The sequence below is a fragment of the Pseudomonas sp. Pmew2 genome, from assembly GCF_058129885.1.
The window spans coordinates 2,067,906-2,081,460 of the sequence record NZ_CM176702.1 but is presented as its reverse complement, the minus strand read 5'-3'; the positions used below and the strand labels follow the sequence as shown (position 1 = coordinate 2,081,460).

General features: G+C 56.8%; 11 protein-coding genes. 5 read left to right on the top strand and 6 right to left on the bottom strand.

Annotated elements, in window-relative coordinates:
• Positions 1–15: 15 nt before the first annotated feature.
• Together AC4ANK_RS09615 and AC4ANK_RS09610 are read right to left on the bottom strand one after the other, a co-directional pair.
• Positions 16–5,241 carry a dermonecrotic toxin domain-containing protein gene (locus tag AC4ANK_RS09615; protein ID WP_031594814.1) on the bottom strand — a complete coding sequence of 1,742 codons (5,226 nt, stop codon included), beginning with the start codon at positions 5,239–5,241 and terminating at the stop codon, positions 16–18.
• 137 nt (positions 5,242–5,378) lie between these two features.
• On the bottom strand, positions 5,379–5,948 hold the full coding sequence (locus AC4ANK_RS09610) for an NADPH-dependent FMN reductase (protein ID WP_002552754.1): 570 nt from the start codon (positions 5,946–5,948) through the stop codon (positions 5,379–5,381).
• Positions 5,949–6,159: 211 nt separating this feature from the next.
• Here AC4ANK_RS09610 and AC4ANK_RS09605 point away from each other — a divergent pair, with 211 nt between their 5' ends.
• Complete coding sequence (locus AC4ANK_RS09605) at positions 6,160–6,375, top strand: hypothetical protein (protein ID WP_002552753.1); 216 nt, start codon at positions 6,160–6,162, stop codon at positions 6,373–6,375.
• Between the two features lie 46 nt (positions 6,376–6,421).
• On the opposite strand, the gene AC4ANK_RS09600 is transcribed toward AC4ANK_RS09605, so the two are convergent.
• Together AC4ANK_RS09600 and dnaQ are read right to left on the bottom strand one after the other, a co-directional pair.
• On the bottom strand, positions 6,422–6,976 hold the full coding sequence (locus AC4ANK_RS09600) for a GNAT family N-acetyltransferase (RefSeq protein WP_002552752.1): 555 nt from the start codon (positions 6,974–6,976) through the stop codon (positions 6,422–6,424).
• Between the two features lie 21 nt (positions 6,977–6,997).
• Entirely contained in the window at positions 6,998–7,777 is a 780-nt protein-coding gene (gene dnaQ / locus AC4ANK_RS09595; RefSeq protein ID WP_002552751.1) for a DNA polymerase III subunit epsilon, read from the bottom strand.
• Between the two features lie 260 nt (positions 7,778–8,037).
• Between dnaQ and epsC the strand changes: the two genes are divergently transcribed.
• A complete protein-coding gene (gene epsC, locus AC4ANK_RS09590) occupies positions 8,038–8,802 on the top strand; it encodes a serine O-acetyltransferase EpsC (protein ID WP_031594810.1) in 765 nt (254 codons plus the stop codon).
• A gap of 15 nt (positions 8,803–8,817) precedes the next feature.
• Positions 8,818–9,723: a VOC family protein gene (locus AC4ANK_RS09585; protein WP_002552749.1), complete on the top strand. Its 906-nt coding sequence runs from the start codon at positions 8,818–8,820 to the stop codon at positions 9,721–9,723.
• 21 nt (positions 9,724–9,744) lie between these two features.
• Here AC4ANK_RS09585 and rnhA read toward each other — a convergent pair whose 3' ends face one another.
• Together rnhA and AC4ANK_RS09575 are read right to left on the bottom strand one after the other, a co-directional pair.
• A complete protein-coding gene (gene rnhA / locus AC4ANK_RS09580) occupies positions 9,745–10,194 on the bottom strand; it encodes a ribonuclease HI (protein WP_002552748.1) in 450 nt (149 codons plus the stop codon).
• A 46-nt stretch (positions 10,195–10,240) separates the two neighbouring features.
• Positions 10,241–11,002 (bottom strand): class I SAM-dependent methyltransferase, encoded by a 762-nt coding sequence (locus AC4ANK_RS09575; RefSeq protein ID WP_002552747.1) that lies wholly within the window; start codon positions 11,000–11,002, stop codon positions 10,241–10,243.
• Positions 11,003–11,083: 81 nt separating this feature from the next.
• Between AC4ANK_RS09575 and gloB the strand changes: the two genes are divergently transcribed.
• Together gloB and AC4ANK_RS09565 are read left to right on the top strand one after the other, a co-directional pair.
• Positions 11,084–11,863, top strand: coding sequence for a hydroxyacylglutathione hydrolase (gene gloB / locus AC4ANK_RS09570; protein ID WP_002552746.1), 780 nt, complete (start codon positions 11,084–11,086; stop codon positions 11,861–11,863).
• A gap of 99 nt (positions 11,864–11,962) precedes the next feature.
• On the top strand, positions 11,963–13,549 hold the full coding sequence (locus AC4ANK_RS09565) for a LysM peptidoglycan-binding domain-containing protein (protein WP_460383079.1): 1,587 nt from the start codon (positions 11,963–11,965) through the stop codon (positions 13,547–13,549).
• Positions 13,550–13,555 lie beyond the last annotated feature (6 nt).

Sequence of the window (13,555 nt, the reverse complement as noted above, 5' to 3'; positions counted from 1 at the left end):
CGCCGGGGCATGCTGTCAGCGCGTCATGAATCGCTCCCGCCCAAGCAGTGTCACCAGCAACGCGACCGAGTCGGCGTTTTTAAGCGTGATGTCGATACGCTTGCGAACATCGTCGTAAAACACGTCTCGGGCCTCATCTAGGGTCTTCTTACCCGCTATCCGCAGAATCGTCTGCTTACCATTACCGTCCGTTCGCCTCAAGTCGCGCCACGCGTCTTCATCCAGCTGCCTGAACAGTTTGTCGCGGTCAGTGTGGTAGGACAGGGTCTTCTGCTGTTGATAGGTCAGCTCGTTTCTGATGCGCAGTCGATACTCCGATGCATCATCCAGTAAATCAACAAATGGCGCCTGAGATTCGAGATAGGCAATGTCGTCAGTCTTGAGCACCAGGTGAGATAACTCATGAATCAGGATCGTGGCGCGATAATGCGGACCATGCTTGAATTCACCCGAGCGAATGACGTTGAGCTTGAAACGGTAGGTAGGCAAACGAAAGAACTGCTCAGTCAGAAAAACCCGCCTTAATGGGTCAGCTTCGAAGATAAACGCACTGGCGGACTCGTTGCCCACCCGGTTAATGCCGACCACGTAACGCTTGGAGTCGATAGGCGACATCGAAGGGCTCATCAACTCCTCGTAAATCTTGGTAACGGCCTTTTTGGTGACTTTATATAAATGCTCATCCGGGACCTTCTGAGCAAAAAAATCAGCCAGTATCTTTTCCGTCCGTGGATCTGGCTTTCCGTCCGGCAATCGCCTGGTCAGGTTGGCCAGGCAGTTTTCCAGATAATGCTGAGCCTGAACATATGCATCTTCGATGGCCTGGGCCATTTCTCGATAGGAATGTCGAATCTCGGACATACCTCGAGCATTGATGACTATCAGGTCGTCAACCAGATCATCAATGACGCTGCCTTCAATACGGGTAAGTGCACCACCGCCACCTTTTAGTCCGCCCTGAATATCGAGTTTCCATTGCTGATCGGCATCAAGACTGACCGAGGGGCCAATCTTCTTGCCCGCAATAATGAACCAACCGTCCTCATCGGACTGCAATTCATAGGTCTTACCACCAATGGCTGCATACTTTCTATCGGTGGCCGGATCGCGGTAGACACTTAACAGCTCATCCCTTTGCAGCGTGTCCAAGGCGATCTCATGAGCTTCGAATTCGCGCAGGCGGTCTCTTATCTGCTGCGTCAGTGAGCTATTGCTCCAGGAAAACCCGGACTCATTGGGCTCATCTTCCAGTTGCAAAAGCGTGTCGGACAGAGCAGCGTCGTCCGGTAACGTGCTGGTCTCGTCAACCGTACGTGATGTGAATGCCGAAGAGTTCTGCCCGGAAGAGATCATTACGCTCAAGGCAGCCATGAACTCCGACAGGGCCTTGCCCCAGTGCTGCCCCCCGGCCGAGATGACCGACAGATTCAATAGCGCCTGCCCCTGGATGATACCAACCAATGCACCCAGACGCCCCGGCATCAGTGCCATGACTTGCTCGGCCCCCAGAGTGAACAGGTACCGGGAAGCAGCGCGGCGCTGTTCGGCATTAGTGACGCTGTGCTGTTGCACTTGTAACTTCAGGGTATCCAGAGCGCCCTCGAACATCAGCAGCAGACAGTTACCGTTATAGGGATCGATTTGCACGGTCACCGCTGCAGGAGTATCAAAGGGCACGTCAAAAGAGGATTCTGCACTGAAAGGTAGATGCGGCTCCACGAAGCCACCTTTGTCATAGACTTTGCGCAAATGGGGATCAACACGATCCAGAATGTACGCTTGAAGATAGGTAGAGGTATGGATGTCCCTCAACAGCGCAGCCTGGTCCGGGTACTCCTTGAAAACAAATTCGTCGTGCAGTGGCGCGTAAAGCACCCACGGTCCCGATTGGCTTTCATGCGGCCCCATCAGATACGTATTGAGTACGAGGGTCGGCTCCCAGCCTTCCTTGGCAGGGAGCAACTGCAGGGGGCTGAATACCATCTTGCAGCCGTTGACGGGAAGGCGTGCAATGGCATCAGGCATATCAAGAACGTTTTCGATAACCGTATAAGCTTGCTCGGACAACTCATTCTTGAGCCTGAGCGCAAACGCTCGCAGTATATCCAGCGAAGGGATCTGATCGACGAACAGTTTGCGTCGCTTGAGGTAATCAGGAGCAGTCGCGGCAAGGATCGGGTCGAGCATGCTCCGGTAACCCGCAGCGATGTCCAGCGACCTCACCAGATCACGAACGTAAGCCGGAGTGAGCGACGCGTTCAGTGGCTTATCGTGCGCTGATGAGAGAAGGATGACCCCGTCCTGCCTGGACAGGAAACGGTCGATGGCATATTCCACAAGGGTTTCGCTGACTGATTGTGTGGCCGCCGGTATCGACTGGGGTGTCTGCCCCGGTGCGACCGGGACAGGAATGTAATGCGCCATTGTCACCCGGACGCTTTCAGGGTCAGGGCGAGGCTCGGTGAAATCAGTGTTGAACCTGCTTTTCAGTCGCTCGCAGGAGTAGTCATAGAGACTGGGTATATCAAACAAAAAATCTTTCTGGCCGATACAGGTCACATAGAACCGCTGCAGGGCATTCACCAGCGTAATCTGATCAGTCCCCGACGCTTCGCTGACCCATGAAGGGACGATGGCTTTGTAGATGATGAACTGGATGGCAACGCCCAGATAGCCAAGAGCCTGGCGATTTCGGTCATCGCGCTCTCCTGCACTCAGCAGGTTGACGAAAAGTTCTGACGGTACCCGCCAGGTCACGGCCTGCTGATAAAGATACGCCACGGTGCTTCGCTGACGTTCCACCTCGCCACGTTGTAACGTTTCGATGAAATGCTCTTCAATGCGTTGCAGTTTTACCTTGAGATCCAGCGTGCCAGTCCGGGTACGATGATCAAGCAGCCTCTGCCTGTCCGGCTCGGCAAGAACCCCCGACAAGTGCGAAACCAGTTCGAAACCTGTCAACCGCGCAGCAATGTAGTCTTTCAGTGCCTGCAGGGTTTCGAAACTTACAAGTCCCTTGCTCAGTACCCACAGAGCGGGCGAGCTGTGAGCAAGCCTGTTATTGATCACGAACGCGTTGGGCACCTGGATTGCAGGTGATTCAGGATCGAACTGAACAGAAACGGTGAACGCATCGACCTGTGACTCACCCAGAGCCTCCCTGAGACCAGGCAGTGGCCGGTCCAGTAATTGCTGAACGCTCTCGATGACCGACTCGGGAAGCAAACCTGTACGCTTTTCAACAAGCAATTCCAGGCGCAGTGCATACTCGCGGACCAGGCCGGATATCACACCGGGGCGCTCGCTGCTATCCAGCTGACGAACCGTACGTGAATAGAATTGGCTGATTTGCTCTTCGAAGCGGCGAGGAAACTCCTCCTGTACACAGACCAGTATGTGTTCGAGCAATGCCAACGGCAGGCGTTGCAACGGCCGATTCAGAACCGGAGTTATCAGCCCTGCCACCACCACGCTGTCTGACAGGGGGTCCTGCGTGTAGCCACAAACGCGGTCAAGCGCCAACGAAAGCAGCCGCACAGGCACCGCATCCATGGCAGCCGGCAAGATCCAAAGGGCCCGGGCATCCAGAGGTGGTCCTCCAATTACAGCCAGGTAACGGTTCAGCGCGTGACGCATGCAGCCCTCTACACCGGCATGTAGAACATCAACACGCTCAAGCAACACATCAAGCTTCTTCAGTTTGCCAATCCAGTTGTAAGAAGGCTCGGAAACAAGCGTCGGATGCTCCCCCACGCTAGCCTGGATCGAGGCTCCCCAGGTTTGGCCAAAGGGCAGCACTTCCGGACGCCAGCGCCCTGAGTCGTGGAGGTTTGATAGCCGGCCATCCAGTAGTGCGCGAATATCCAGTGCATCATCAACCCGAACCGGATTTTTTTCGTATTGGATCGGTGGCAGGCCCAGGACATAACGCAAATTGCGCTTTTGCAGAGCGATCACAGAGTCAGCGAATTCACTGAAAAACACGTTGGCTAACGCATCCTGATACGACTCGACCTTACCCTTCTCTTTAATGGCAAGGTGATCGTTCAAGGATGAATAAAACAGCAGCTCGGCACGTGAGGGGTCGCTCAGTACGTGCGCTATTGCACGAGCCGGATCATCAAAGCGCAAGAAGCCCGACAGCGAGAAGTAGAGAAACGCACTCGACGGCTGTTCTGCGGGAAAATCAATCAGGAACACGCCCACCAGCTTGACAGGCTCCTGTCCAGCAACGGTGACTGACAACCGTTGAACGCGTATCGACTGTGCATTGCCAGGTTGCGAGGGTAACAGGCTGAGCAAACAGCGATACTCTGCTTCAGTCATCGTGCCATGTGCCCGGCTCGATAGAAGATGCTGAAGAAAGCACTCAGCGAGCGCATGACCAATAAAGTCTCTTGCTGTACGGCCGTCCTGTCGTTTTGACATCCAGTAGTCAGACAGCAATTGCTCGTATGCATCGCGGACTCCCGAAACCACGTCAGCCAGCGCCAGCTCGAAAAGCTCGCTCTGCGCTTGCGGCAAGACAAGGCCCCGCGCATCCAGAAATTGCCGTATCAGACCCGTCGGAAGAACGTTCAGGGAAAATGCCTGCACAGCAGCATCAGCCAGATACTGAGTGCCCACTACCGATGACACCACCGGATTGGCTCCGGGGTCAGTGCCCAGAATCTGCACCACCTGACTGAAAACGTCGACGCTGTCTGCGACGCCTCTCTGCACTAACGCCGTCTGCAAGGCCTTGCCTGCCGCAGCTCGCAGGTCCGGCAGCTCCTGCAACTGGACCAACAGGCGTTCCAGATGCCCGGCCTGCTGGCGCATGATCGCCAGCGTACGCGCTTCGAAGAGCGAGCCCTCGACACGCTCTGCCTCGATAGTCGATATATCGCTGACGTCGCCAAACCGCTGCTGCAAGGCACTTAGCAGCGAAGTGCGGCTCTCGAATCGCTCGACCCCGAAGGTCAGGGTACTCAAAAAGACTGGCGCGACACCTGGCGTGGGGTCACTGATTAACAAGGCACCCGCAAGTTCGGCGTTAGCGGGCGAATTGTCGCCTATGATCAGCCGATCAGCTCTTGGAAGGGGTGCATCGCTGTTGGGCTCGACACTTACTCCGACCAATAATTGCAGCCACTTGCCATCTTCACTGCTGATGCGTGAGCTGCCGACTGCGTCATGAATGTCCTGTGTGAATCGGCTGCGCAGAGAGTCGCTGAAAAAATAGGGAAGTACTGTTGGCATGTGCTGTTTCCTTTGACTAGCCCTCATCGCTCACTGCGCCGGGGCACGTGGCAGAGGAAAAGGAAACAGCTTATTGAGGTAGCACGACGCGCCTGCGTTACATAAAGCAATGGGTCCGCAGGCGCACGTCGCTCACATCAATTAACGGAAGGCTGGACGTTCTTTTCAACCCATGCAGCGAAGGCGTTGATGAACGTCTCCAGAAATGGCCGTGTCTTGTCGGACAGTGCGCCCGCTTCATCGAAAAAGCTTCCAGCGCCACCCAGGTATGCCTCAGGCTGCTGAAGGCACAGCACGTCCAGAAATACCAGAGACTGGCGCAGGTGATGGTTGGCACCAAAGCCACCGACAGCACCCGGAGAAGCGCTTATGACCGCGCCGGGTTTGCCGCTGAAAGCGCTTTTGCCGTAAGGACGCGAGCCCACATCAATGGCATTTTTCAGGGCACCCGGCACCGAACGGTTGTATTCCGGTGTTACAAAAAGCACGCCGTCGGCAGCGCCCAACTGGTCGCGAAATGCACTGTAGGCTGGCGGCGGAGAAGCGCCATCAATGTCTTCGTTATACAGAGGCAAATCGCCAATTTCGACGATATTAAGTTTAAGGCTGGCAGGTGCCAGCTCCGCGAGGGCAAGCGCAATTTTTCGGTTGATGGAGTCTTTTCGCAGACTGCCGACCAATACGGCAATGGTATGAACCTGGCTCATGAAAATATCCGTCATCTGATTAATAGGGAATATCAGGTATACAACAACAGCCGCCTTTAGACGACCATTGCCCTGGTCAATTCCCCGACGCGCCACAACCGCCCGGATTATTTTTTTCCTGCCGGCAAACTCACCTATAGATCAGTGGTCTACTAGCCTCGATGGATTCGTAAACCAGCAGTTATATTCAGTTTCAGAGGTTACAGAGCAAATGGCTTCAGTTCTCGTCGGACAATTTCATGCCAGAGACGCCGAAGGTCGCGTCTACCCGGTCCATGAATTCCAGGAATCGCAGCCGGGTGAGGTGCAGGGCGGGCAGCCGGTAATCACTTACAGACTGGCAATTGGTGACCGGGTCAAGCATTTGGGCGGTGAAGACTTTCAACTGGTGCAATCGGGCGTGAAAATCACCCGTACAACGCCGTAATACAAACAGAACTCCCGCTCGAGCTACCGCTGCCAGCGGGAAGTTGCTAGTCAGAAAAGATCAGATACCAGAAAATTGCCGTTTCACGTGTATTGGGATCTATGCCTCGATAGCGCATATGGTCCACCCCGCCTACCACGTATCCACAACGCTCATACAACCTGCAGGCACCCAGGTTATTGTTCTGGGTTTCCAGAACGATGCCGGGCAGATTGCGCTTGCGGCTCCAGAATTGAGCGACATCGAGCAATGAGCGCGCGACCCCATGACGACGCGCCGACTCGTCTACCGCCAATTCATCGATGTAGGCGAACCCGCTCCAGTGAGTGCTCATCACGATATGGCCAACCGGGCGGTCATCCAGCCAGGCCACCATCACCGAACTCGTGGCGGCATCGCGATGATCGGCAAACTCCTGAGAATCGATACCATAATTCTTGCTGTACGGCTCGACCAGCTCAACCTGCCATGAATCAACGCTTTCGCCGATACGCGGTTGGGCATAGCCAAGCACTGTAAACGTGAATTCGCTATTGAGAATGTAGTCCTCGAAGCATTCGTCTGCGATCCGAATGCTCAAGGCAGGGTTTGCCAGGTTCATGTCACCACTCGCTGGTTGCTGTCAGGAGGACGTCTGCGCTGCGGCTTCCAGCATTTGTACCCACAAAGCAGGTGCACCGGATGCCTTGGCAATGGTGCTCATACGGACTTCATGCTCGGCCAGTTCACTTTCCGAAGCACGAATGATGCGGCAAGGTTTGCGATCGGCAGGCAAACGGCGGATTTCGCTGCCTCGGTTGCCAGAGCCTTCACCGGAGCCGTTGCCGTCAGAGGCATTACCAGCCAGCGACAGGCTGGTCTGCCCGCCGGTCATCGCCAGGTAGACGTCGGCCAGAATTTCAGAGTCGAGCAGTGCGCCGTGCAGCTCGCGGCCCGAGTTGTCGACGCCGTAGCGCTTGCACAGGGCATCCAGACTGTTGCGCTGCCCCGGATGGCGCTCACGCGCCATCATCAGGGTGTCGAGGATCGAACAGTGCTGGGTAATATCAGCCCTGTCCTGCGAACCCATCAAGGCAAATTCGTTGTTGATGAAGCCAACATCGAACGCTGCGTTGTGAATGATCAGTTGCGCGCCTTTGATGAATTCGAAAAATTCATCGGCGACTTCGGCAAACCGGGGCTTGCCGACCAGAAATTCGTTGGTGATACCGTGAACACCAATCGCGCCTTCGTCACTTTCGCGATCAGGTTGCAGGTACACGTGAAAATGCCGACCGGTCAGGCGCCGGCCAATCAACTCGACACAACCGATCTCGATGATCCGGTGACCATCTGTCACCGGCATACCGGTGGTTTCGGTATCGAGAACGATCGATCTGTTATCCAGGTTTTGTAATGCCATTGACTGTCGCCTCATCTACAGGCCGCGATTCTAACACGCCATGGAAGCTGCGAGCCTGTCGGATCCATCCGCAATTGAAAGGGATAAACGTCAGCAGGCGCTGCAGGGATACAACGGATTCGGCGATTTTACCCGGAACTCGCCCGCCTCCCGAGTTGCATCATGAGTTGCGATAAAGGCAACAGAGTTCCGAGTTTGCGATGATTGCTGACGCGTCTGCCGCGTGTCCATACTCGACCCATCGGCAACAGGAGATCGATATGAGCCCTCTTTGGCAGCGCCTTCGCGATCAAGCCCGGCAACTGACCGAGCGCAACCCGGTACTCGGCGATTATGCGACAAGCCACCTGCTGGTCTATTCGACTTTCGAGGATGCGCTCGCTGCGAACCTTGCCCGACAGATGCAGGCCCAAGCGAGTAACGTGGCGCTGGAAGACTGGTTCAAGGCGATCATAAAGGCCAGGCCGTCCATCGCTCAGGCAGCAGCTGCCGATATCAACCATCTGGAAACAGTCAATCCTGCCTGCCCGGATCACCTCACGGCCTTTCTGACCTTCCGGGGCATACAGGCCGTTCAGGCATACCGCATCGCCCATGCACTGTGGGCTGAGGGCGATGAGCAAAGCGCGGTGCTAGTACAGAACTGGGCGGCCAACACCTGGAGCATCGATATTCACCCGGCGGCGCGGCTCGGCAAATCCTTGTTTGTCGACCATGGCATCGGCCTTGTTATCGGGGAAACCGCTGTAGTCGAAGATCAAGTGAGCCTCTGGCACGGTGTCACGCTGGGCAGCACCCTCAACGAAGCAGGCGACCGACACCCGAAAATCCGCAGAGGCGCACTTATTTGCGCCGGAGCAACCGTTCTGGGAAACATCGAAGTAGGAGCCAATGCCATTGTGGCGGCCAACTCGGTCGTACTCAAAGCAGTGGCGGCTGAAACGGTCGTCGCTGGCACACCGGCAAAGGTGGTGGGTAATGCCCCTGCTTTTCTGGCGACCTTTACGACAAAATCCAAAGGCTAATCAGGAGCTATTACCATGACAGCCGTTGCTCAATTTGCGCAGGGTATCGATCATCCTCTTGTCACCGTGCGTAATCATGCCGAGGCTCTGGAGCTGTATCGCAGAATGGGCTTCGCGCCGTCGCCGGTCAGCTACCACCCTTGGGGAACCGTCACCTCGTTGATGATGTTTCCCAGTAACTTTATCGAATTGATCGGCGTCGAAGATGCTTCGAAATTCGGCACCCACTCGGTAAACGGTTTCTGCTTCGGACGTCAGTTGGGTCAATTCCTCGACCGCGGCGAAGAAGGCGTTTCGCTGGTGGCGCTGCACAGTAAAGATGCCGACGATGACCACGCGCGTATGGCGGCTGCAGGGCTTGAAAGCCAGGGCCGTATTGATTTTCGCCGAAAAATGACGCTTCCCGATGGTCGCGACGATGAAGCCGTTGTTTCGCTGGCGCTCTTCATCGACCCGGAACTCCCGGACGCCTCCAACTTTATCTGCCATCAGCATCGTCCTGAGCTGATCTGGGTGCGCGGCTGGCAGAACCACCCCAATGGTGCAGACGGGATTCTGGCGATCACCTATCTGGCAGACCCCGAACGGCTTGAACCCCGCTGGCGAGCTATCTACGGCAATGCGGTGACATACAACGGTGCCGCCCTGGAGGCTGATACCCGATGCGGCGTATTGCGTGCCATCGACGCCGCGACAGCTGCCCTGGAATTTCCGGACGTCGAGCTACCTGCAATTACCAGGGAGCGCCCCCATGCGATTTCCATCCGGCTGCGCACCACGAGCCTCAACGATCTGCGCGCAATACTGGCGCGTAATGACGTGGCTCATCATGAAATACGGGGTCATGAAATACCGGACCGCGTCCTCGTGGCGCCGCACGCGGCAGGCAATGTCATCCTCGATTTCGTACAGAGTATCTGACTGAACGTCGACTGACGAATATCAGCTTTTTATGCCACGCACTTCGTCAACACCACGGTTGGCAAGCTGGTCGGCACGCTCGTTGCCGGGATGGCCGATATGGCCTCGTACCCACTGCCATTTCACGTTATGCCGGCTGACCTGTTCATCGAGCAGCTGCCACAGATCGGCATTTTTGACCGGTTCCTTGGCCGCGGTTTTCCAGCCGCGTTTCTTCCAGTTGACCATCCACTCGGTAATGCCTTTCATCACGTACTGAGAGTCGGTCACCAGCGTCACTTCGCAGGGACGCTTGAGTTCTTCGAGCCCGCGAATGGCACCCGTCAGCTCCATGCGGTTGTTGGTGGTGTTGGCCTCGCCACCCCACAGCTCTTTTTCGACACCCTTGCACACCAGCAGGGCACCCCACCCGCCCGGGCCAGGATTGCCCTTGCAGGCACCGTCGGTGAAGAGTTCAACGCTATCGCTCATTACGACCTTTCCAGAATGATGGGCTTCATGTGCAGCATGGCATTGCTCAGGAATGATCCTGAGTGTTGCGACTGACCTTGGCCATCGGCATGGGAATCAGCTTGCCGATAGGGTCGCGGCGTACCTGACGTACAGGCCTCAGGCCTACCACCAGTTTACGCGCCACCAGAAGGTAGAAGCCGCCACCGGGGCTCTGACGTCCTTCACCGAGGCTTTCGAGCCCAGCAAGGCGTGACTGCCATGCCGCTGAAGCAAGGGGCGGACGATAGCATCCGAAGCGCCGTTTCTCCAGCGCGAAGCCCAGCAGGTTCAGCCAGTCGGCGACCCGCGAGGATGAGATGCAGCGCGCCTTGCGCAGCCCATCCCGAGCGAACACGTGACGCATGCCCCAGGCGCTCCAGGGGTTGATGCCGATAATCAGCAAGTGCCCGCCCGGCCGAACACTGCTGGCCGCTTCACGCAGCAGCCCGTGGGGCGACAGACAGAAATCCAGACCGTGCTGCAGTACCACGACATCCGCCGCGTGCTCGCTCAATGGCCAGGCCTGCTCTTCGCAGACAATCTCGACGCCCGGCAATGGTGCTCCGAGCCGCACATTGCGTTGCACCTGCGGGGCAACCGGCGGCGCTTGCGCCGACGGGCCGTAATGCACCAGGTAGCCGCCGAAATACCGCCCCAGCTCTTCGTCGAGAATGCGCCGTTCCTCTTCGAGCAGAAGCTGCCCCAGCGGCCCGGAAAGCCATTCACGGGCAGCGCGGATCAATGCAAGCCACTCAGGATCAGCCTGAGCGAACGCTTCATCGGTCATGAGTTCTCCTCCAGAGGTGCTCGCGTACAGCGGCAACAGACTCTAAGATGCACCATTGTCCGCCGCTATGCGAACTGCGCCATGATACAGATCCACGCCCTTCCTGCTTTCAATGACAACTACATATGGTTGTTACAAGACCTTTCGAGCCAGCAATGCGCTGTGGTCGATCCTGGCGACGCGAAACCGGTGCTGGGCTGGCTGGCGGAGCATCCGGACTACCGGTTGACCGATATTCTCATCACCCACCACCACAATGATCATGTCGGCGGCGTGGCGGAACTCAAGCAGGCGACCCGGGCACGCGTACTCGGCCCTGCGGCAGAGACTATTCCGGCACGCGATATCGCACTGGTCGACCATGACCGACTGACAGTGCTCGGCCTCGAGTTTGTGGTGCATGCAGTTCCCGGCCACACGCTCGGTCATATCGCCTTCTACCATGAAGACGCTACAACGCCCTTGCTGTTCAGCGGCGACACGCTGTTCGCAGCAGGCTGTGGACGTCTGTTCGAGGGTACGCCAGAGCAGATGCATGACTCCCTCGAGCGTCTGGCCAAACTGCCGGACAGCACGCTGATTTATTGCGCCCACGAATACACGCTGAGTAATCTGCGCTTCGCTCAGGCCGTCGAGCCCGATAATCAGGATATTGCCCAACGCCTCGCCGAAGTCACCCGCTGGCGTAGTGAAAATCGCATCAGCCTTCCTTCAAACCTGGCTCTGGAAAAACGCACCAACCCGTTCCTGCGAACCCGGGAAACATCTGTTAAAGAAAAAGCGGACGAACGGAGCGGCGGGCAAAACACCTCGCAGAGTGCGGTCTTTGCCAGCTTGAGGGCATGGAAAGATAAGTTCTGACCTGACCATAAAACCGCAATAAAATTCTGAAAGGTTGACCGACGGCAGGCTGCTTCCTAGAATCGCCCGACATTTTCGTCTGGATGTACCCCCCGAACAATGTCGTCATCTATCAGCAAGCCTTCACATTCGGACGCATTGACTCGGTTGGCTCAGGCCATGGCTGTCACCGCGAGTGCGCTTTTGGCCGGTTGCCAGAGCACTGCCAGCGTCGACCCGGTCAGCAGCCATCGCACGCCTAATCTGGCCGCCGGCATCAAGCAAAAACCGATTTTCCTGTCTCACAAGCCCGTCACTCCCCTCGCCCCGCCACAAGATGTGTGGGAGCGCATGCGTCAGGGCTTTCAACTGCAACAAGGCAACGATCAAAACCCCCGTATCGACCAGCAGCGCCTGTGGTTCGCCAACAACCCTTCCTTTCTGGAAAACGCTGGCGAGCGTGGCAGCCTGTATATGCATTACATCGTCGAGCGCCTTGAAGAACGCAACATGCCGCTGGAGCTGGCTCTGCTCCCTGTCATCGAAAGCGCCTACAACCCGATGGCCGTTTCACGCAGCCAGGCTGTAGGTCTATGGCAGTTCATCCCCTCGACCGGGCGTTACTTCAACCTGCGCCAGACCAGCTTTTATGACGGACGTCGCGACATCCAGGCCTCGACCGTTGCCGCACTGGATTACCTGACCCGTCTGCATGACATGTTCAACGGTGACTGGTTACTGGCCCTCGCGGCCTACAACGCGGGCGAAGGCACAGTGAGCCGTGCCATCGAGCGCAATGACAAGCTCAACCTGCCGACCGACTACTGGAACCTGCCACTTCCGCAGGAAACACGGGACTATGTGCCCAAGCTGCTGGCCTTGTCCCAGGTGGTACTGTCGCCGGAAGCCTATGGCGTCAACCTCAATCCGATCGCCAACCAGCCCTATTTCGAAGTCGTCGAACTCAACAAGCGCGTCGATCTGTCCAAAGTGGCCAGCGCTGCCGATATTGACGAAGATGAGCTTATCCAGCTCAACCCTGCCTACAAGAAGCGCCTGACGGTCGATGGGCCTCAGCATCTGCTGGTGCCAACGTCCAAGGCGCAACTGCTGACTGCCAGCCTGCTGACCATGAAACAGGAAGAGCTGGTCGCCTGGCAGCCTTACCGCGTACGCAAGGGCGATACTCTGGAAAGCCTGGCGAGTCGCTATCAGGTCACGGTCAGCTCGCTCAAGGGCAATAACAAGCTGTCCGGCAACCGCCTGAAGGTCGGTCAATCACTGAGCATACCGGTCAAGCCGGGCATGCAGAATTCACAGCCCGTGTTCGAAGCGTTGGCCAGCAACGACAAGCCGTCACGTACCCGAAGTTACAAGGTGCGCAGCGGTGACAACCTGACCACCATCGCGCAAGCCAACAAGGTGGATGTCGAAGACCTGCAACGCTGGAACAAGCTGACCGGCAAGAAGCTCAAGGTCGGCCAGACGCTGGTCATGCAGGACACCAGCAAATCCAGCAGTAAAACGGTCGCCAGCGCCAAAGACGGCGAAAAGAAATCCATGCAGTACAAGATCCAGAAAGGCGACTCGATGTACCTGGTCGCCAAGCGCTTTAACGTCGAGATTCAACATCTCAAGCGCTGGAATCCACGTAGCGGGCAGGCCCTCAAACCCGGTCAGACCCTGACCGTTTACCTGCCGCACTGATGATCG

Bases quoted from the DNA above. Each gene is read 5' to 3' on its own strand.
- AC4ANK_RS09615 (WP_031594814.1), bottom strand. From the start codon at position 5,241: ATGCCAACAGTACTTCCCTATTTTTTCAGCGACTCTCTGCGCAGCCGA.
- AC4ANK_RS09610 (WP_002552754.1), bottom strand. From the start codon at position 5,948: ATGAGCCAGGTTCATACCATTGCCGTATTGGTCGGCAGTCTGCGAAAA.
- AC4ANK_RS09605 (WP_002552753.1), top strand. From the start codon at position 6,160: ATGGCTTCAGTTCTCGTCGGACAATTTCATGCCAGAGACGCCGAAGGT.
- AC4ANK_RS09600 (WP_002552752.1), bottom strand. From the start codon at position 6,976: ATGAACCTGGCAAACCCTGCCTTGAGCATTCGGATCGCAGACGAATGC.
- dnaQ (WP_002552751.1), bottom strand. From the start codon at position 7,777: ATGGCATTACAAAACCTGGATAACAGATCGATCGTTCTCGATACCGAA.
- epsC (WP_031594810.1), top strand. From the start codon at position 8,038: ATGAGCCCTCTTTGGCAGCGCCTTCGCGATCAAGCCCGGCAACTGACC.
- AC4ANK_RS09585 (WP_002552749.1), top strand. From the start codon at position 8,818: ATGACAGCCGTTGCTCAATTTGCGCAGGGTATCGATCATCCTCTTGTC.
- rnhA (WP_002552748.1), bottom strand. From the start codon at position 10,194: ATGAGCGATAGCGTTGAACTCTTCACCGACGGTGCCTGCAAGGGCAAT.
- AC4ANK_RS09575 (WP_002552747.1), bottom strand. From the start codon at position 11,002: ATGACCGATGAAGCGTTCGCTCAGGCTGATCCTGAGTGGCTTGCATTG.
- gloB (WP_002552746.1), top strand. From the start codon at position 11,084: ATGATACAGATCCACGCCCTTCCTGCTTTCAATGACAACTACATATGG.
- AC4ANK_RS09565 (WP_460383079.1), top strand. From the start codon at position 11,963: ATGTCGTCATCTATCAGCAAGCCTTCACATTCGGACGCATTGACTCGG.